This is a genomic window from Methanomassiliicoccus luminyensis B10 (genome assembly GCF_000308215.1).
Lineage (GTDB): Archaea > Thermoplasmatota > Thermoplasmata > Methanomassiliicoccales > Methanomassiliicoccaceae > Methanomassiliicoccus > Methanomassiliicoccus luminyensis.
Genome location: NZ_CAJE01000006.1, coordinates 1 through 18,505, shown reverse-complemented (window position 1 = coordinate 18,505; position 18,505 = coordinate 1). Strand labels below are relative to the sequence as shown.

The 18,505-nt window shown below is 62.5% G+C and carries 18 protein-coding genes; 5 read left to right on the top strand and 13 right to left on the bottom strand.

Annotated elements, in window-relative coordinates; genetic code table 11:
* Positions 1 to 377 precede the first annotated feature (377 nt).
* Both WYS_RS01965 and cobT read left to right on the top strand, forming a co-directional pair.
* Positions 378 to 1,412, top strand: a complete 1,035-nt coding sequence (locus WYS_RS01965; protein WP_026068708.1) for a hypothetical protein — start codon at positions 378 to 380, stop codon at positions 1,410 to 1,412.
* 146 nt (positions 1,413 to 1,558) lie between these two features.
* On the top strand, positions 1,559 to 2,665 hold the full coding sequence (gene cobT, locus WYS_RS01960) for a nicotinate mononucleotide-dependent phosphoribosyltransferase CobT (protein ID WP_019176475.1): 1,107 nt from the start codon (positions 1,559 to 1,561) through the stop codon (positions 2,663 to 2,665).
* 81 nt (positions 2,666 to 2,746) lie between these two features.
* On the opposite strand, the gene WYS_RS01955 is transcribed toward cobT, so the two are convergent.
* The 10 genes from WYS_RS01955 to WYS_RS01900 form a co-directional block, all read right to left on the bottom strand.
* Complete coding sequence (locus WYS_RS01955) at positions 2,747 to 2,950, bottom strand: hypothetical protein (RefSeq protein ID WP_019176474.1); 204 nt, start codon at positions 2,948 to 2,950, stop codon at positions 2,747 to 2,749.
* Positions 2,951 to 3,344: 394 nt separating this feature from the next.
* Positions 3,345 to 3,860 carry a PQQ-binding-like beta-propeller repeat protein gene (locus tag WYS_RS01945; RefSeq protein WP_272898451.1) on the bottom strand — a complete coding sequence of 172 codons (516 nt, stop codon included), beginning with the start codon at positions 3,858 to 3,860 and terminating at the stop codon, positions 3,345 to 3,347.
* 78 nt (positions 3,861 to 3,938) lie between these two features.
* Positions 3,939 to 4,559 carry an NTP transferase domain-containing protein gene (locus WYS_RS01940; protein WP_019176472.1) on the bottom strand — a complete coding sequence of 207 codons (621 nt, stop codon included), beginning with the start codon at positions 4,557 to 4,559 and terminating at the stop codon, positions 3,939 to 3,941.
* A complete protein-coding gene (gene cobS, locus WYS_RS01935) occupies positions 4,550 to 5,329 on the bottom strand; it encodes an adenosylcobinamide-GDP ribazoletransferase (RefSeq protein ID WP_272898450.1) in 780 nt (259 codons plus the stop codon). Before cobS ends, WYS_RS01940 begins: the two co-directional genes overlap by 10 nt.
* On the bottom strand, positions 5,326 to 6,480 hold the full coding sequence (locus WYS_RS14000; RefSeq protein ID WP_162137680.1) for a phosphatidylglycerophosphatase A: 1,155 nt from the start codon (positions 6,478 to 6,480) through the stop codon (positions 5,326 to 5,328). The genes cobS and WYS_RS14000 overlap by 4 nt, the downstream gene beginning before the upstream one ends.
* 4 nt (positions 6,481 to 6,484) lie before the next feature.
* Positions 6,485 to 7,447, bottom strand: a complete 963-nt coding sequence (locus tag WYS_RS01920; protein WP_272898449.1) for a cobalamin biosynthesis protein — start codon at positions 7,445 to 7,447, stop codon at positions 6,485 to 6,487.
* 37 nt (positions 7,448 to 7,484) lie between these two features.
* On the bottom strand, positions 7,485 to 8,687 hold the full coding sequence (locus WYS_RS01915; RefSeq protein WP_019176468.1) for a pyridoxal phosphate-dependent aminotransferase: 1,203 nt from the start codon (positions 8,685 to 8,687) through the stop codon (positions 7,485 to 7,487).
* Positions 8,688 to 8,997: 310 nt separating this feature from the next.
* The gene (locus WYS_RS01910; RefSeq protein ID WP_155897725.1) at positions 8,998 to 9,273 is read right to left on the bottom strand and encodes a hypothetical protein; all 276 of its coding nucleotides are present in this window, start codon (positions 9,271 to 9,273) and stop codon (positions 8,998 to 9,000) included.
* A 422-nt stretch (positions 9,274 to 9,695) separates the two neighbouring features.
* Positions 9,696 to 10,757 carry a branched-chain amino acid aminotransferase gene (locus WYS_RS01905; RefSeq protein ID WP_019176466.1) on the bottom strand — a complete coding sequence of 354 codons (1,062 nt, stop codon included), beginning with the start codon at positions 10,755 to 10,757 and terminating at the stop codon, positions 9,696 to 9,698.
* A 163-nt stretch (positions 10,758 to 10,920) separates the two neighbouring features.
* Positions 10,921 to 11,313: a hypothetical protein gene (locus WYS_RS01900; protein ID WP_019176465.1), complete on the bottom strand. Its 393-nt coding sequence runs from the start codon at positions 11,311 to 11,313 to the stop codon at positions 10,921 to 10,923.
* Positions 11,314 to 11,418: 105 nt separating this feature from the next.
* Between WYS_RS01900 and dcd the strand changes: the two genes are divergently transcribed.
* The gene (gene dcd, locus WYS_RS01895; RefSeq protein WP_019176464.1) at positions 11,419 to 11,940 is read left to right on the top strand and encodes a dCTP deaminase; all 522 of its coding nucleotides are present in this window, start codon (positions 11,419 to 11,421) and stop codon (positions 11,938 to 11,940) included.
* Here dcd and WYS_RS13995 read toward each other — a convergent pair.
* On the bottom strand, positions 11,887 to 12,915 hold the full coding sequence (locus WYS_RS13995) for a class I SAM-dependent methyltransferase (RefSeq protein WP_019176463.1): 1,029 nt from the start codon (positions 12,913 to 12,915) through the stop codon (positions 11,887 to 11,889). The genes dcd and WYS_RS13995 overlap by 54 nt on opposite strands.
* A 1-nt stretch (position 12,916) precedes the next feature.
* Here WYS_RS13995 and dph5 point away from each other — a divergent pair, with 1 nt between their 5' ends.
* The gene (gene dph5, locus WYS_RS01885) at positions 12,917 to 13,711 is read left to right on the top strand and encodes a diphthine synthase (RefSeq protein ID WP_026068704.1); all 795 of its coding nucleotides are present in this window, start codon (positions 12,917 to 12,919) and stop codon (positions 13,709 to 13,711) included.
* On the opposite strand, the gene WYS_RS01880 is transcribed toward dph5, so the two are convergent.
* On the bottom strand, positions 13,708 to 14,625 hold the full coding sequence (locus WYS_RS01880; RefSeq protein WP_019176461.1) for a hypothetical protein: 918 nt from the start codon (positions 14,623 to 14,625) through the stop codon (positions 13,708 to 13,710). The genes dph5 and WYS_RS01880 overlap by 4 nt on opposite strands.
* Before the next feature lie 297 nt (positions 14,626 to 14,922).
* Here WYS_RS01880 and WYS_RS13990 point away from each other — a divergent pair, with 297 nt between their 5' ends.
* Positions 14,923 to 16,467 carry an ATP-binding protein gene (locus WYS_RS13990; RefSeq protein WP_019176459.1) on the top strand — a complete coding sequence of 515 codons (1,545 nt, stop codon included), beginning with the start codon at positions 14,923 to 14,925 and terminating at the stop codon, positions 16,465 to 16,467.
* 3 nt (positions 16,468 to 16,470) lie between these two features.
* Here the strand turns inward: WYS_RS13990 and WYS_RS13985 are convergent, their stop codons facing one another.
* Positions 16,471 to 18,315 (bottom strand): heavy metal translocating P-type ATPase, encoded by a 1,845-nt coding sequence (locus tag WYS_RS13985; protein WP_019176458.1) that lies wholly within the window; start codon positions 18,313 to 18,315, stop codon positions 16,471 to 16,473.
* Between the last annotated feature and the right edge of the window lie 190 nt (positions 18,316 to 18,505).

Genomic DNA, 18,505 nt, shown 5'->3' with positions numbered 1-18,505 from the left:
GCTTCAAGTAATTACCATTCGACTTTTTAATAAATTCCTTCATTATCCTGCGATGTGTGCCAGCCAGTGTTGTTTCTGGGGGCCGGTGGGGCGGTTGATTTCCAAGAATCGTGACAAGGGGATACGCCGCCCTGCCGGCCCTTACCAGCGTTGTTCTCCGAATTCGAGAATGCCTTCGCAGGCTCCGCTCATTCGGTATATTCGTATCCCCTGCCACCGGTATCTAGTTCGCAATATCTAGTTTTTCCCGCAGGACCGCGGTCCGCAGGGGGCGGACGTTTGGTTTAGGCCGCTGAACGACCACTTAAGGAAACTATATTAGCCATTCTTTGCATGTCCATCCAGAAGAAGGAATGGGTGGGTAGAACTTGAACACTATGGTAGTACTCCTGGATGGGGCGGCGGACGACAAAATACCCGAACTAGGGGACCAGACCCCCTTGGAGTACCTGGACAAGCCGTTCATCGACGGCGTGGCCACCAACGGCGACTTCGGCTGGACCGATGGCAAGGCCTACACTCACCTGTATCTGCTGGAATTCTTCACCGGCTTGGGCCTCACCACTCCCCGCGGGCTGGTGGAGGCCATAGGTCTGGGCGTTCCGGTCGAGGAAGGCCAGGTGGCGTATCGCTTCTCTCCCATCAAGATGGTCAACGGCCACATGGAATGGGTTTACAGGGTTGACCTGGACATGCACCGGAAGCTCCAGGATTGCATGGTACGCAATCTGGACATCCTCGGCGACCTCAATCCAAAGCTGTACTTCTACGAGGACGGCAGGGGCGTTATGACGGTGGAGACGGACAAGGTCCACGGGTTCCCCATGCCCCCCACCCCCGTGCCCAGCAGCACCTTCGATATGGGCGCGTTCGAGAGCTACATTCACAGGATGGCCAAGGAGATGGACGGCCTGACGGTCCTTCCCTGGGGCGGCGGCTCCCTGAACGAGGCGGGGCGGCCGAGGCCGATACCCAAGGCCAGGAACATGGTCATGGTGTCCAAGAGCCCCTCCGCGCTGGGCGTGGGCGGCCTCCTGGGCATGCACCGCAAGCAGGTCGACAACATGTGGAGCGGCTTCCAGGAAGCGTTCCGGAGGCTGGAGCAGGGCGACGTGTTCATGCATGTGGAGGAAACGGACGACATCTCCCACCGCAGGGCCCCCGACCAGAAGGTCTCCATGCTCAGGGAGGTGGACAGCCTCCTGATGGAGAACATCGACCGCCTAATCGGCCACCGCGTGGCCTTCATCATCGATCATGGGACCTCCTCGCTATCGGGCCAGCACCTCAAGATGAACGTGCCTTTCGCCGTGTCCGAAGTGGTCGAGCCCACCGCTCCCACCGTCAAGTTCTGCGAGAAGGCCACCAACTACGTCCCCCTCAAGGACCTGCTCGGCAAGATGCTGGATTGAGCCGGGCGGGCCTTTCTCTCTTTCTCTCAGGGGCGACATAGTTCTAAGTGCCGCTACGTCATGGGCGCACCGGACACCATAGTTAAATAGACTGTAGGCATTCCGTTGGATGAATCATCCAACTGTGGTTGTTCGGAGCTGAAACCATGTCGTTCAAAGTCCCGGAAGATATTATCCTCTGTCTGGAGGAAGAAAAGGGCAGGAAATTCGTTGAACGCATCTGGGGGAAGAACCCCACCTATACGTGCGTCATCGGCAACACCGAGACGGCCAAGATCCCCGGCGTATCGGCCGCGGGGGCCAACCCCGAGGCCTGCGACTTCACGCCCGCGGCGGACATGGAGCTGTTGTTCTACGGCAAGTGCAAATGCATGGACGGCGTGCCGGTGACCCCTGATGGCATACCGACCCCTGGCCTGATCACCATGTCCGCGGCCAAGCTGGTCAACATGCCCATCATCGTGGTGAACGGCGGCGTGAGGGTGCGCCCGCACGTGCCATACATCGATGTCGACGGCGTCACCGGAGAGGACATCAGGACCGGAAGGGCGGTAAAGGATCCCGAGAAGTGCTTCGACCGTGCCGTGCTGGCCGGGAAGAACCTCGCCAAGATCGGCGAATACCTGATCGTCAGCGAGTCCATCCCGGGCGGCACCACCACCGCGCTGGGCGTGCTGAACGCTCTGGGCTACGAGGCCGACGGGAAGGTCTCCAGCACTCTCCCGGCCAACCCCCATGACCTCAAGACTCAGGTGGTCGCGGAAGGCCTCAGCAAATGCGGGATGAGCAGGGAGGCGCTTAAGAAGGACCCCATGGCCGCCATAGAGGCCGTTGGCGACCCCATGATGGCGGCGGCCGCGGGCCTGGTGGTCGGCGCGGCGGAATCCGTCCCCGTGCTCATGGCCGGAGGGACCCAGATGGCCGCGGTGCTGGCGATAGTCGCGGGCATGGACGACACCGTCCTCGACAACGTGGCCATCGGGACCACCCGGTGGATCAGCAAGGACAAGACCTCGGACATACGCAACCTTGTCGCCAAGATAGGCAAGGTCCCGGTGCTCGCCGCGAACCTGAACTTCACGCAGTCCCGCTACGACGGCCTCAAGATCTACGAGACCGGGCTGGTCAAGGAAGGCGTCGGCGCCGGCGGAACGACCATCGCGGCCATGGCCAAAAGTGAGGGCAAGATCACCGCGCGGACCATGCTGGACGAGATCGAGAAGAACTACGCTAGACTGGTATCACGGCGGTAAAACGGGGCTTCGGCCCCTTTCTTCATTGTTTTGGTCAGATGAGACCTTTCTCCGGCGCGGCCCGGCGCCGTAGCGAGAAGGTCATTCCGATTCTATCAGCCGCCTGAGGGGGCTCTTTTCCCCCGTATTCCTATCTACGCGGACATAGAACCCCGCCAATTTGAGAGGCCCTTCCTCCGTGACGATATATGTCTCGATCACAGTGCTCCTCACTTCAGGAACAGGGCCTTTCCCGTCATTGGGGCCGATCGCTTCCTCTGGAATCTCACCATTTCCCATCTTCATGCCGTTTCCACCATTAAATCATCCAGCCAGTTTGATAAGTAGGATGCAATATCCAACTAAATCGGTATAAGCCCTTCCAATATATATCATTTCCATATTATTGATAACAATTACTAATAGATTAGAGAGTGCATTAGAGACCAAACTCTTGGGAAAAAAATGTTGCTGGATATTCCTGATGGGCAAAGATGATCTTTGTCAAGAACGAAAAAGAGGATGGACGAAGGGGTTTGCGGACGACGGAGTTCGTCATCCTCGGTCTGTTCTAATCCTTCTCCGTCGCCGTCGTCGTAGTGGGTCGAGATCACCGTGGAGGACTGGACAGTATTGTGCGCTGTCGCCACGCCGTCGACCTTGTCCACATAGTTCCACAGGACCGAGCCGTCGCTCTCGCTCAGACAATAGCAGCCGTGCCGGCGGGAGCGCCCATGTAAGCGCCGCTCCCCACATAGATCTTGCCGCCGCATACAGCCGGGGTCGATGTGGAGCGATCGCTGAACTTCGCGGCCCACTTGTCCCCATTGTCGAAAGTGCCGTCGTCGGCATTGAAGCCGAGGGCGCAGACATAGCCGTCCTGGACGGTGAGGAGCACGCGGTCGGACTCCGCCGAATGTGAAACGGAGGAGCGAATGCTGCTGATCGGTATGCCCAGCAGAGCGGTGACGTTCCTGTCCTCGATCGTCGCCCCGGTGAGCTTGTCCACCGAAATCAGGTTGCCTCCTTCGTCGTCGTACACAAGGTAGTCGCCGATGACCACGGCGCCAGCCCAGTGATAGCCGTGGCTGTTAGATGACGAACGTTCCCACATCGTCGTCCCGTTCTCGGCGTTCAGGCAACAGTATTTTCCAGGAGCGCTGCCGGTGCTGCACCATGCGCCGAAGTAGATGCGGCTATCGTCGAATCCAGGTATATTCCCATTATGAGATTTTAAAACCAGTGGGGGCCATCGCCGGCGGAACCTCCTCCAAGCCCAAGCGAGGCGATGGGCTCAGGCCCTCTCCCTCAGCCTCTTCTCCGCCGCTCTGAGATCGTCCGCGGTGTTGACGTTGAGCGCGAGGTCCTCAGATCTCATGACCAGGTAGCCCTCGGTGAGCACCGCTCCCGAGACCATCTTCTTCCGGTCGACGACCGATATTCCGCACAGCACGGTGTCCACGCCGCCCACGGTGAACCGGTAGGTCGTCGGCCTCGCCCCCAGCCGCTGGAGCATCTCGTGAGGTATGGCCACGGAGTACGATTCCACCCCGGAGCGGGAGTACCCGCCGATGATGTCGTCGATCTCTCTGGAAGACATCAGGGGCATGTCCGCCGGGCAGATGAGCACTTGGTCGGTCCGCAGGGCCCCCAGGGCCTGGCCAAGGTCATGAGCGTACTCCTCGCCGGAGGTCTCGATCACGTTGACTCCGCGCTCCTTCAGGTATGCTCGCGTCAGGGGAGTGTTGTCGCTCACGGAAACGTACACATCGCCGACCGATCTCGACCCCCTCACTGCATCCAGGACATAATCTATGAGCGGACGCCCCAGCACCGGGATCATGGGCTTTTCGCCCCCCAGCTCCCTCATCCTGGTGCCCTTGCCCCCGGCGGTGATGAGGGCGTCTACAGCCACGCCAGCACCGCCAGGGTGGCCAGGAGCACCGCCGCCTTGGACAGTTCGTTCGTGGCGCCCATCACATCGCCGTTGACGCAGCCGAAGGCGCGGGTCGCTATCACCGACACCACCACCCCGGCCACCACGCTGGCGAGGACCATGCAGAAGGCCAGGAAGATCGCTACCAGGAACCCGGACCGGGGAGCGACGAACAGGATGGCCAGGAGCATGACGATGGCGAACGACAGGGCCGTGGACATCAGCATGGCGGAGGTACCGGCGTTCTTGACGAAGGGGCTGCCCAGCCCCTCCCTCTCTCTGCCCAGGGACGCCGCCGATACCAGGCCGTTCTTGGCCAGGACCTCCATGGCCAGGGGGACGAAGAACAGCAGCCCGGCCACCCCCGGCAGGGAGGCGAGGGACGCTACGATGAGCAGCGTGAACATCACGCCGTAGCTGACCCCGCCGGCGCCCACCCGGGTGTCCTTCATCGCCGCCAGCCTCTTCTCCTGCGTTCCGGTGGCGACGAGGCCGTCGCCGAGGTCAATGAGGCCGTCGAAGTGCAGGAAGCGATTGAGCATGTGCACGACCAGGATTACGATGGTCGCGGACACCAGGCCGCCGAAGACATCGTGCAGCAACCAGAACAGGCTGCCCGCGATCAGTCCGTAGAACAGGCCGATCAGCGGCGCCGTCCAGAAGTTGCGCGAGAGCTCGTCCACATCCTCCATCGAGGCGTTCACCGGCAGGATGGTGAACAGCGAGAACTGCGCCTTTACCGCGCTCAGGAGCCTAATTTGTCCTCACCTTCCAGAAGTTCAGTGTATATGCGGGACATTATCGAGCCGATGAGGGACGCGACGATGTCGTCGAGGAACGGGCCGAGGGTGCCCAGCACGCCCGGCTTCTTCTTGTCATAGCGGACGTACTCGAACAGTCCCTTGGTGCCGGCGATGTACTCCGCCAGGGCGATGCCCAAGAGCTCGTCGGCCACCAGGTGCACGGGGTCCTGGAAATAGCGGCCCCGGTCCAGGCCGTACATCTCGTCGCGGCACCCCATCTCCTCCATGTTGATGGCCGCGAAGACCATGGCGTTGACGTTGATGTCCTTGCGGAGCACGCGAAGATGCTTGCGGAACTTCTCCCGGATCATCTCCTCGCCCCACGAGGGGTCCGGCACGTAAAGTCCGGCGGCCGCTTCCCACATCTCCGCCTCGCCGACCCCCATCTCCTCCAGCCGGGACATGAAGTCCTTGGCCGGGCCCTTCTTCCCGTTGGTCCACTTGCGCACCGACCCGGCCACCGCGGCCCTCACGGACCGAGCGACGGCCACCCCCACGTCGGTGGCGGTCCCGGCATACTTGCCTCCCTTCCCGGGCGGGCAGCATATCGCCACGGCATCGCTGGTGGTCCCCGTCGCGTTCAGCCCGACATCCTTCAGGGCGGCGGCCTTGGCCTCGGTCATGGTCATGATGGCGTTGGCCATGCCGCAGTCCTCCAGCGGCACGTCCACGGCGGTGATGATGTTGATGGTCCCCGCCTTGCGCTTATTGAGGGAGTCGAGGATGTCCTGGGATATCCGCTCCCCTGCCACCAGCGCGTTGGTGGTGCCAGCGGTGGCCACTGTCACGGCGGTGACGCCGTTGACCGTTTCCTTGGTCACGGTGATGACCCTCTTCACGTCCGCGGCGGTCATGAAGCCCACGCAGGGCGGCCCCAGGCCATACTCGCGGCACACCTTCTCCAGGTCCCCCTCGGGATCTCTCTCATCATATCCTAGCGGCACCTCGAAGATGAACAGGGTGTCGGTCTCGATGTACCCCCCGCCCATGATGGTCGAGCTCAGTGTCCTGAAGTTGGAAGGCAGCCTGATGATGGCCACCGGCCTCTTGTACAAATGATAGTCCTTCAATTCCACTTTGACATCAAGTTCCGTCAATACATCACCGTCCGATGAGGCCGAGCAGCAGGTCCTCCAGGAACAGCTGGACATGGATGCCGATGAGGGCAAATAAAGGCAGCAGTACCAGGAACAGGAACAGCACCCCGGTGAGCTTCATCACATTGATCGTTTCCCTTATCTTCTCGGGATCGCACACCACCTCGCCGTCCCCCATGGAGTAATAGCCGATCTTCTCGAACTTGACCCCCAGGCCCCCGGCCACCGCGGCCATGGGCCACCCCTTGTTGGGGCTGGATGTCTGCTTGTGATCGCGCAGCGCCACCTTCCAGGCGTTCCTCCAGTCCTTGCCCATGATGGCCAGGGCCAGCATTATGAACGGCACCGACAGCCGGGCCACCACATAGTGCATGGCGTCGTCCAGCCGGGCGGAGAACCAGCCCACGTAACGGTGCTTCTCGCTGAGGTACCCCACCATCCCGTCCGCGGTGTTGGAGGTCCTGAGCAGCACCGCCCCGGGGATGCCGGCCAGGCCGAACCAGAACATAGGGGAGAGGACCGAGTCCACCAGGTTCTCGGCCACCGTCTCCGCGGCGCACGAGGTGACATGGGCCTTGTCGAGCTTGTACACGTCCCGGGACACCACCATGGCCGCCTTCTTCCGCGCCCCCTCGAGGTCGTCGTTCTTCAGCTGCTCGATCATCGGCGCGGTGTGCGTCTCCAGGGTGCGGATGGCGAACGTGATCTTGAACACCACGGCGCAGGCGATGACCCAGGCGATGATGCCCAGCCAGCTGCGGACGGCGGCCACCAGGAAGGTGAGGCCGGTCACGAAGATGATGATGGGGACCAGGACCACCAGTACGCCCATGGCCCTGTCCCGGGCAGGGCGGCCGGTCCTCGCGATCCGGTCGTCCAGGAAGCCCATGACCCTGCCCATCCACGCCACCGGGTGGTAGCGGTTGGGGGGGTCCCCCAGCGCCAGATCGATGGCCAGCGCGATGATGGGGATCAGCAGGGCGTACCAGATAATATCCAGCTCATCACCGCCCCGTCCCCAGCTTCTCCACCGCGGACCTCATGGCGCCGAGGAACGCCTCGTTCCTCTCGGGGGTCTTCACGCAGAAGCGGGAGTAGCGGTCGCATGGCGCCCCGAAGGAGGAGCAGTCGCGGACCAGCATCCTTTCCTCCAGCATGGCGGCGCGGAACTGGCGGGACGATACGCCCAGCGGGTGGACGGGGCAGAAGAAGAAGTACGAGTCGGGCAGGGGGACCCGGTACGGCAATATCCTTGACAGTTCGGAATGCATCCGCTTCTTCTCGTCCACCAGCATGCGCACGGCCTTGCGGACGTGCTCCTGCTCCTCGGACATCAGGCGCGCCCCCACCCTCTGCTCCAGCGTCCCGATGTTCCAGGAGAGGCGTCCCGCCTCCATGAAGCGCATGACCTCCTTGCTGCCGAACCCGTAGCCGATGCGCAGGCCGGGCATGGCGAACGATTTGGTGAACGATCGGATCAGGAACATGTTGTCGTGCGACTCGACCTCGTGAACGCAGGTGACGTCCTGGTCCCGCTCGGACAGCTCCAGGAGCGTCTCGTCGAGGAACACCATCACGTCGCGGCGGCCCGCTTCCTCCACCAGCTCCATTACCTCCCGGCGTCCGATCATGCGGCCCACGGGATTATTGGGATTGCAGAGGTACACCGCCTTGGTCTCGCGGTCCAGGGCGTTGATCAGGGAACCGACGTCGACTCGGAAGCCATCCTCCTCCCTCAGGGGGTGGTCGACCATCCTCGCGCCCATCAGGCGGCAGGCGAAGCCGTACTCGGAGAAGGTGGGCTTGGGCATGACCACCTTGTCGCCGGGGGAAATGAACACTTCCGGGAACAGGCGTATCAGCTCGGCGGACCCCGCGCCGACCACGATGCTGCCCGCGGGAACATCGTACCGGGAGGCGATAGCTCCCTTCAGTCCGGAAGCGGTGTCGTCGGGATAGTTGATTAGGTCCCCGGCAGCGTCGCGTATGTACTCGGCGAGGCGCTCGGGAGCGCCGAGAGGGTTGACGTTGGAGCTGTAATCCTCGATCCCATTGTAGCCCCACACGTCCCCGCCGTGCCGGGGGCGGGCCATGCTCCGGACCTCCGGGCGGACCCTCTCCTCCACGCTCGTGGCGAGGCCTTTCCGCTTCCGGCCTGCCCGGGAGTCGCCGCATCCTTCGCGCTGCTCCATCTCGCTACCCTCCATGCATACTCCTCCTAGGTCCCGTCCGCGATGGCGACCCCCATTCTCGCATGGGGGCGGCCTTTCCTGCTCAGGGCCATATCTCTATTTCAGTCCTTCGCCGGGAGGCCCCGTCTGAGGCCATTTCTGAGGAAGATCATTATTGGATGGCCCATCCAACCGACCCTAGATGCCGGACTGGATATATCACCCTTTCCGGCGATGGAATAGAACAGAAGGTCCCATCGTCCTCCGGGACCATGGATGGACCGCGCCGCTGTACGCGCGGACATCACGGCCGAGAGGTGGAGGATACCGTGAAGGGAAGACCTCGTCATGGGCAGGTGTCGAGCCCTGCAACGGCCATGATGACACCCCCTGCTTTGGCCGCGGGCTTCGACGCCTTCCTTCGCCGCGTGGTCCTGCCGCAGGTGTTCGGTCCCTCCACGACCGGGAACCTGAACACGGAGGCGCAGATCGGGTCGCGGCAGGTGTACTTGCCGTTCTTATCGTTCCATAAAGGTTCGAACTTGGAACCGCATCGCAAGCCCGGCACGAAGGGGCACCGGGGACGGGGATCCCCATACATCTCGCTCGCTTCGATGGTCATCTTGTTATTCCTCCAGATGTTCATGGCCGATCCCGGATCGGCCATCCTTTCGCGAGGGACGGGGCCAGCGGCAATGTCGCCGGGGCCGCTCATCCTTCAATTATCGGCAGATACATCCAACTTAACATATTAGTTGGATTATATCTCCAACAGAATCGACAAGGTCCTATTTATTCTTAGCTTTTTTACCAGCAACCATCATCAGTGAGTTATTTCGAGCGGCCTTGGGCGGACAGGGGATGCAGACGGTCGGACCCATTGCAGAAGGGGACAGACATGAACTGAACATGCGGACCGCCTGAGAACATTATCTGCTGGCTTACATCGATGTGTATCGATCGACCCGTTAGAACGGCGCAATGCACAAGAATAGAATGGGAGCGAGACCTCCCGGCCTCGCTCCCCCTGTTATGTTTCCGATCTCAGGGACGGTGGACCCATCCGAAGAGGTCCTTCTTTTCCCCGTACTGTATCCCGGTGATCTCGTCGTAGAGCCTCTGGGCCAGCGGGCCGGTCTTGAAATCGTTGATCCTGAGCGTCTCCCCTTTATGGAAGATCTCCCCGACCGGGGAGATGACCGCGGCGGTGCCGGTGCCGAAGACCTCGGTCATGCTGCCGTCCTTGATGGAGGACACCACCTCGTCGATGGAGATGCGTCTCTCCTCGACCTTGATGCCCCAGTGGCGGGCGAGCTGCAGCACGCTGTCCCTGGTGACGCCGGGAAGGATGGTCCCCTCCAGGGGAGGGGTGACGAGGGCGCCGTCCTTGACGAAGCAGATGTTCATGGTGCCCACCTCGTCGATCCACTTCCCTTCGACCCCGTCCAGCCAGATGACCTGGGCATACCCTTTCCTCTTAGCCACCTCGCCGGGCCGCAGGGACGCAGCGTAGTTGGCCGCGGTCTTCGCTTCTCCCAGCCCTCCGCGCACCGCCCGGACGTAGTCCCCCGAGGTCATCAGCTTGACCGGATTGAACCCTTCCTTGTAATAGGCGGCCACCGGGCCGGTCATGATTATGAGGGAATAGGTCTCGGAGACCCTGACGCCGATGTAGTCCTCGGTCGCGAAGATCAGCGGCCGGATGTACAGGGAGGAACCTCTCTGCCGGGGGATCCACTTCTCATCCAGCTTGACCAGGGCATCGATGCCTCCCATGAACGTCTCGGTATCCACCTTGGGGATGCACAGGCGCTCGCAGGAGTGCTTCATCCGCTCGACGTGCTTGTCCGGCCGGAAGATGTTGATCCCGCCGTCCTTGGCGCGGAAAGCCTTGAGGCCCTCGAAGACGCTCTGCCCATAATGAAGGGTGGTCAAAGAGGGGAGTATCTCGATCTTCCCGAAGGGTACGATCCTGGGAGTGCTCCAGGCACCATCGGCATAGTCCATCTGGAACATATGGTCGGAGAAGGTCTCCCCGAAGCTCAGATGGTCGAAGTCGACCTCCTTCACTCTGCTCTTTTCCACCTTGCGAGTCTCGATGTTCACCTATATCGCCACGCGTACTGTCCCCTTCGGTAAGGGTGACCCTATATTTACAGCTTTATCCTAACCCAGCCCATCTGGATTGACCGACAAAAAAATGCTAGAATTGCCGCGCGGTCAAGAAGAACGTTCATGGATGGCGGCGCCCGGGAGACAAAGGAGCGGTTCAGGAGACGCTGGCCTGAGCAGCCTCGGGCGGACGGTCGCCTGGGTCCGCCGCCACCATCTCGAAGCCGCGGATCTCCACGAGCACGAGGTATTTTCGGTTGACGAGCTCGCGGGCCTGGTTGGCGGTGAGGGCGAGGGCCATGGCGTGAGCGGCCAGGAGCTCGGCGCATGACTCCTGGGACAGGGGCGGGGGGATGATGACCTTTGAGGCTGTCGCTTTGGCCGCGACCTCTCCATTGGCGGCCTCATTGACGAACAGCAGCATGTCGTTCTCGCTGATGGCTCCGCAGGAGGCCCTGTCGCTCATGCCTATGGCAAGCATGGTCTTCTTCCCGCTGCGCAAAGCCCTGAGGTCCCCTTCCTTCTCGTCCAGATAAACCATGTGGTCCATGATGCCGGCCTGTCAGCCGCCGGCCATAAATAAATCCTGCCCCACGTTTTTCATCCCCTCTAATGGTGGCGCTCGTTATTTTAGCGGACACGGGGATGCCGGGGCATGTGCCTCCTCCCCGACCACGAGATCGTTGAATGGATGCAGAGCGGGAACCTCAAGATCACCGAATACTCGGAAGCCTCCCTGACCCCCAACGGCTACGACCTGCGCATCGCGGAGATATCCGTACCGGAGACAGGGGTCAAGATAAGCGAGGGGACGGCCGTCGTCCCGCCCAAGACCATGTTCTTCGCCTCCACGGTGGAGAGGGTGGAGCTGCCGGACGACGTGGCGGCGCAGCTGTGGCCCCGGACCTCCTGGGTCAGGAAGGGCTGCCTGTTCGGCCTGGGCAAGGTGGACGCCGGCTTCCACGGGACGCTGACGTTCATGGCGGTGAACATGTCCGGTGTTCCGCTGGAGGTACCGGTGGGCGACAGGTTCGTGCAGATCGTGTTCGAGACCATGCACTCCCCCTGCCAGCGGACCTACGAGAGGAGGAGCGGGAACTACCAGGGGCAGAAAGGCATTACTCTAGCTCCACTCGCTAAGCCGGATGTCCGCGGAGAACACGCTCATCGAGGGTGAGTAGGTCTTCAGCTCCTCCACCCGGTCGATGGAGATGCGCACTCCCATGCCCCTCGCCTCCTGAACCAGGCGGATGAGGATGGGCTCGATGTCATCCCGCTCGCAGATGGTGTAGAAGTGGATGGTCCCGCCGATCTTCAGCCTGGTCAGGGCGTCGTGGAAGAAGTCCATGGCGGAGTGGGGCAGGTTCATGATGATGCGGTCGGCGCAGGGGACCTCGAACACCAGCTGGCGGGAGTCGCCTTCCATGGGAACGACGTTCTTCACCTTGTTCAGCTCGATGTTCATCTTCATGTACTCGACCGCATCATGATTGAGGTCCATGGCGATGACGACCTCCGGTCTCGCGTACTTTGCGATCATGACGGAGAACGGGCCGACCCCCGCGAACATGTCCACCACCGTCTCGCCGTCCTTCACCAGCGAGGCAATGCGCTTCCTTTCCGTAGACAGGCGGGGATTGAAGTATACCTTGGCCGGGTCGATGAGGAGCCTGATGCCGTATTCCGTGTGCACCGTCTCCGTGCGGTCCTCGCCGGCGATGACCTCGAGGTCCCGCACTCTGAGCTCCCCCTTCACGCCGCGATCGAGAGCGACGGTCCTAAGGCGGGGGAACACCTTCCTCAGCGCTGCGCCCACCTCCTTGGCGTACGGCAGCAGGGGATCGTCGAGCCTGATGATGGCAACCTCGCCGATGATGTCGAACGATACCGGCAGCAGGCCCTTGAGATCGGGAGGCACCTCGGCCACGTTGCGGTAGTCGGTCTCCATGACCTCCCTCTCCTGCAGATCCATCTCCACAAGCTCGTACCCCAGCTCGGCGGCGCTCTCCGACGTCACCGGGACATATACGACGCCGTCCTGGTTCCTGATGCGGCGGGAGATGTCGAGCAGGCCCAGCTCTAAAAGCTTTTTACGGGTGGACTCAGCTTCCCCCCTCGGTACCTTCAGGCATACGGAGCGCACGGTGTTCACGATGGGAGAGCTGATATTTGTCGGTTTAGGGATGTCCAAGCCCGAGGACATGAGCGTAAGGGCCCTGGAGGCGCTGCGCTCCTGTGACGAGATATTCGCGGAGTTCTATACCTCCCGCCTGATCGATTCCACCCCCGGCGAGCTGGAGTCGTTCATCGGGAAGAAGATCACCGTGCTGAAGCGCAGCGGGGTGGAAGAGGGCGACGCCATCGTCAATGCCGCCAGGGAGGGGAGGGTAGCGTTCATCACTGCCGGTGATCCCATGTCGGCGACCACGCATGTGGACCTTCGCCTGAGGGCCATCGGGGCGGGCGTTCCCACCGAGCTTATTCATGGGGTGTCCATATTCACCGCCTGCGCCGGCGCCTTCGGGCTGCAGCCCTACAAGTTCGGGAGAGCGGTCACCATCCCCTTCCCCGAGCCGGGGTTCCTCCCGTCCTCGCCATACGACAACATCCTGGAGAACTTCTCCCGGGGGCTGCATACGCTGATACTTCTGGACATCAAGGAGGACCAGGGGAAGTACATGACCGCGGGCCAGGCCATGCAGTGGCTCCTCGACGCGGAGGAGAGGATCGGCAAGGGGCTGGTCAGGGAGACCTCGCTGTTCTGCGCGGGAGCGCGCATAGGATCGAAAAGCCAGGCGCTCCTGGCCGGCAGGCCCGGGGACATCGCCGGCGCGGACATGGGGCCACCGCTCCATTGCATGGTGATGCCGGGGAAACTTCACTTCATGGAGGCAGAAGCCCTCGTGGCCCTGGCCGGCGCCCCCGGGGAGATACTGAAAGAATATTAGGGACGACCCAGAAGCAGGGTTATGCGGAGCTTATCCACCATGGCGGGGTCCTCTTTCACCGCATAGCGCACGCGGGCCTCGGGCATCCTCGGCAGCAGGCGGTCCATGACCTCCTTTACAGCGTAGCGGTCCATGCCCCCGCCGGTGAGGATGACGATGGCGAGCTTCACGTCCTCAAGGGGGAAGTCGAACCACGGCGAGGTGAAGGTGTCGTTGAGAGCCAGCTCCTCCTTCCTCATTCCCTGGCCCTGCCCCATGCCCAGGCGCATCTGCTTCACCCCTGACAGGTCGGAGCGGAGGGCGACGATGTCGTCCTTGGTCATGACCTGCGACAGCTCGGCGGCCGGGATGTTCATGATGCCGTCCATGACCTTGAACGCGCGCCGCAGCGGCAGGTTGGGGGTCAGCTCCAAGAGCGCGTCGTTGGGGTAGGTGATGGTCATGTGCGCCGCGTCCATGATCTCCGGAAGCGCCTTGGCGGCCACGCTCTTCCGGCCGGCGCCCTCCACCGAGAACGGCAGGGCCGCGGACGCCACCACCAGCTCGCTGCTCCTGCGCCCGTAGCGCGCCACGCTGGGCGTCAGGCCGCTGCCTGTTTCCCCACCCAGCCCGGTGAAGAGGAACAGCATGTCGCTCTCCCCCACGGCCTCCTTGAGCTTCCTGGTGCCCTCGTGCTCGATGGTGAGCTTCAGGCGCGGCGAGGTGGCGAGGATCATGTTGATGTCGTCGGCGGAGAGCACGATGCGCCGGTGGCCCGGCGGGGAGCTGAAGGTGTCCCGGGCGTTGCACAGGGCCACCGCGTCGAAAGAACAGCTGGATATGGCGTTGCAGCCCGCTCCTCCTATGCCCACGGCCCTGAGCTTCGGCCGTGACTTGCCCTCACCTAATCCCAGGGGGAGAAGTTCTGCTGCCATCCGCATGGACAATCCCCATATGAGTTATAATTGTTTTTGGCAAAAAATCTGGCGAGAACAATAATTCGATGGGGGTGGAAACTACCGGCCAGTGCGTGCCAGGAATAGTTATGAACACTGCTTGTAGCTGAACAGTATAGGCTGCGTGGCCCCCTCGTGCAGCGCATGAAAGAGAACGATCTCATCACGCTTCGGCCTTACGCTCTCACGGGGGACTATCATTCACAAAGCGTTTTTTATAAAGAACCCGGATGGAGGAGCGGGACACGTTCAGAGGGTCTCGGGGAGGCAGAGGACTTGCACATCGGAAGGGTGGTCGGCAACAGCGTCATGGAGACCAGGTTCAGGATGAACTTCGGGGAGCCGCTGCAGGTAGGCGAGATGCTGGTGGTGGAGAACGGGACCTCCCCGGACCGCTACCTCATCAGGGTCATGGACATCGAGCACGGCGCGGACGCCGACGAGATGAACTGGATGGTGACCGAGGCCGGGACCATACTCAGGAGCGATGCCGCCAATGACGAGTACAGCCTCGACAACATTAAACCCCAGCTGTTCTGCACCGGGGTGTGCTCGCCCCTCGGCTGCGTGGGCGAGACCTCGTTCAAGAAGACAAAGACCATACCGAACCACTTCTCCAAGGTGCGCAGGACCACCATCGACGATTATCAGTTCCTCAAGAACAGCCTGGGGGACGTGCAGGTCGGCAACCTCCGCTCCGGCGACCAGGTGCTGGACTTCCCCGTCGGCATCACCGGGCGGGCCATCCCGCACCACATCGGGATCTTCGCCACCACGGGAATGGGGAAGAGCAACCTGATGAAGAACCTCGCCCTCTCGTGCATGAGGCTTCGCAAGTACGGCTTCCTCATCCTCGACCCCCACGGCGAGTACTACGACGGCGGCGAGGTCGGGAAGAAGGGGCTGAGGCACGCCGGCTTCCCCGATGCCCTGGTGGTGTTCTCCTCGCGCAAGCTCGACGGACCGTACAACACCCTGCACGTGGCGGCATCGGAGATCCAGATACCGGACCTGCAGAACCTCTACGAGTTCACGGAGCCGCAGAAGGAGTGCATGCAGTCGGCGCAGTACAAATACGGCGACAGCTGGCTGATCGAACTGAACGACCGGACCGTTCCGCAGATCTCCAAGGACCTCGGCGAGAACAAGTATCATGAAGGGACGATCAACGTCATCAAGCGGAGGCTGGAGAACCTCTTCCGCTTCGACCTCATCTCCCGCGACACCAAGCTGTCGGTCACGGACCACATCATCGACTGCCTGAAGGACGGGAAGGTTGTGCTGGTCGACACCTCCAACATGTACGAGACCGAGGAGCTGCTCATCTCCACGGTGCTGTCCCGCGCCATCTTCGAGAAGAACAAGGCGCTGTACGGCGACAAGGAAGAGTTCGACAAGCTGCCGCCCATGCTCATCGCCATGGAGGAGGCCCAAAGGGTCCTGACCGAAGCGAAGGGCAGCATATTCGCGCAGATAGCCAGGGAGGGGCGCAAGTTCAAGACCGGACTGTGCGCGGTGTCGCAGCAGCCCAAGCTGATCGACAACGAGATCATCTCCCAGTTCAACACCCTGTTCATCCTGGGACTGGCGGACCGCAAGGACCGCGAGATCCTGAGGAACTCGGCCAAGCAGGACATCTCTCAGCTGGACAATGAGATACAGATGCTGATGCCCGGGGAGGCGCTCATCGCCTCGCCCTTCACCCCCTTCGCCGTCCCCGTGAAGATACACCTGTACGAGGACTATGTCCAGAGCGTGCAGCGGGCCGCCAAGGAGGAGCCGAAGTTCAGGAAGGCGCCCCGGGACAGCAACTTCTTCTGAACCTCACGCCGCCGGGGCGGGGGAGGGCGGCTCCCCGAACATCCTGGCAACCTCATCGCGGTCCTTGATCCTCAGCAGCAGGGCGGAGTTCATCACCACCAGCACCGAGCCGATATTGTGCACCAGGGCCCCCGAGACCGGGTCCAGGATGCCGGTGGCCGCCAGCACTATGGCGACGAAGTTCAGCCCCATCGCCGCCGCGATGTTGATGTTGATCTTCCTCAGGGTCCTGCGGGAAAGGTCCATCAGGTACGGCAGGCGCTTGATGTCGTCGTTCATCAGCACCACGTCCGCGGCGTCCACCGAGATGTCGCTCCCTATGCCGCCCATGGCCACCCCCACGTTGGCGGCCTTGAGGGCGGCGGCATCGTTGACCCCGTCTCCGACCATGCAGATGCTTCCCTCGCCCCGCGCGCTCTTGATGTGCTCCATCTTGTCCCGGGGGAGCAGCCCGGCCCGCACCTCAGAAATGCCGACCCGCTCGGCCATGTGGGACGCCGCTCTGGCGTTGTCGCCGGTGAGCAGGACCGTCATGATCCCGAGGTCGTGGAGGCGCCGGACCGTCCGCCGGGCATCGCCCCGGAGGGTGTCGGATAACGCGATGAGCCCCTCTACCTTGCCGTCCACGGCCACCATGACGACGGCCCGCCCCTTGTCCAGGTGCTTTGAGGCGGACTTCATCAGGTCCTCCGGAACCGCCGCCGGCATCTCGGCCATGAACTGTAGGTTTCCTGCCGCCACGGCCCTGCCGCCCACGCGGGCCCGCACCCCCCGTCCCGGGACCATTTCGAACTCTTCCGGCTCCGCGACGGGAAAGCCGCGGGACCGGGCATGGCGCAGTATGGCCTTGCCCAGGGGATGCTCGGAGCGCCTTTCGGCCGCCGCGGAAAGCACCGCGATATCTTCCGCGGCAAGGGCGGGAGCGGCCTCCACCGAGACCACCTCCAGCTTGCCGCTGGTCAGCGTGCCGGTCTTGTCGAAGGCGACCTGGCGGACCTTGGCCAGGCGTTCCAGGGCATCCCCGGAGCGGATCAATATCCCGAAGCGGGCGGCGCTGCCGATCCCTGCCATTATCGCCGTGGGGGTGGCCAGGACCAGGGCGCAGGGGCAGAACACCACCAGGACCGTGACCGCCCGGATGGCCTCCCCCGTGGCCGCCCAGGTCAGGGCCGCAGACGCCAGGGCGGCCACCACTATCCAGGTGGCCCACCGGTCGGCCGCCCGCACGATGGGGGCCTTGCCGACATCGGCCGACCTCACCAGCTCGATGATCCTCTGCAGCGAGCTGTCCTGGCCCGCCTTGGTCGTCATCATGTCGAAGGCCCCGAACTGGTTCACCGTACCGCTGAACACCTCGTCCCCTTCGCCCTTGTCCACCGGCAGGCTCTCCCCGGTCAGCACGGACTGGTCCATGGAGGTCTTCCCCCGGGTTATCACGCCGTCCGCGGCGGCCGTCTCGCCGGGGAGCACGCGCAGGACGTCGCCGACCTGGACCTTGTCGGCCGCTATCATCTCCTCGGTGCCGTCATCCCTCACCGCTCGCGCCGTGGCCGGCCTCAGGTCCATCAGCCTCCTGATACCTTCCTCCGCCTTCCTGGTGGTGCGCTCCTCCAGGATGGTGCCGATGGACATTATGACCGCGATCTCCGCGGCCGCGAAGGGTTCGCCGATCAGTACCGCGCCCACCAGGGCAATGGAGACCAGGACGTCGGCGCGTATATCGAACCTGGTCACCACCCCGACCACCGCACCGTAGATTATGGGCAGGCCAGAGAGGATTATGGATACCCACATGAGGTCGAAATGAAGTATGGACGCGCTTTCGGGGAATAGGAAGCCTATGATCAATGTCGCCGTAGAAATTGTGGTCAGTAGTATGCCGCGCTTCTCCTCGTCGAACAGCCAGGACCTTGCCTTAGTGATGTGAACACGCTCCGTTCGTCAGACGGGGCGATCTCTCTGGTCCGGAGCACATCGACAGCTTACGCTGGAGATACTGTGCGGTCGGCCTCTACGGCCGGCGGTATGGATCTCCTTA

Bases quoted from the DNA above. Each gene is read 5' to 3' on its own strand.
- dph5 (WP_026068704.1), top strand. From the start codon at position 12,917: ATGGGAGAGCTGATATTTGTCGGTTTAGGGATGTCCAAGCCCGAGGAC.
- WYS_RS01915 (WP_019176468.1), bottom strand. From the start codon at position 8,687: ATGGAGGGTAGCGAGATGGAGCAGCGCGAAGGATGCGGCGACTCCCGG.
- dcd (WP_019176464.1), top strand. From the start codon at position 11,419: ATGTGCCTCCTCCCCGACCACGAGATCGTTGAATGGATGCAGAGCGGG.
- WYS_RS01965 (WP_026068708.1), top strand. From the start codon at position 378: ATGGTAGTACTCCTGGATGGGGCGGCGGACGACAAAATACCCGAACTA.
- WYS_RS01910 (WP_155897725.1), bottom strand. From the start codon at position 9,273: ATGACCATCGAAGCGAGCGAGATGTATGGGGATCCCCGTCCCCGGTGC.
- WYS_RS01880 (WP_019176461.1), bottom strand. From the start codon at position 14,625: ATGGCAGCAGAACTTCTCCCCCTGGGATTAGGTGAGGGCAAGTCACGG.
- WYS_RS01900 (WP_019176465.1), bottom strand. From the start codon at position 11,313: ATGGACCACATGGTTTATCTGGACGAGAAGGAAGGGGACCTCAGGGCT.
- cobT (WP_019176475.1), top strand. From the start codon at position 1,559: ATGTCGTTCAAAGTCCCGGAAGATATTATCCTCTGTCTGGAGGAAGAA.
- WYS_RS01955 (WP_019176474.1), bottom strand. From the start codon at position 2,950: ATGAAGATGGGAAATGGTGAGATTCCAGAGGAAGCGATCGGCCCCAAT.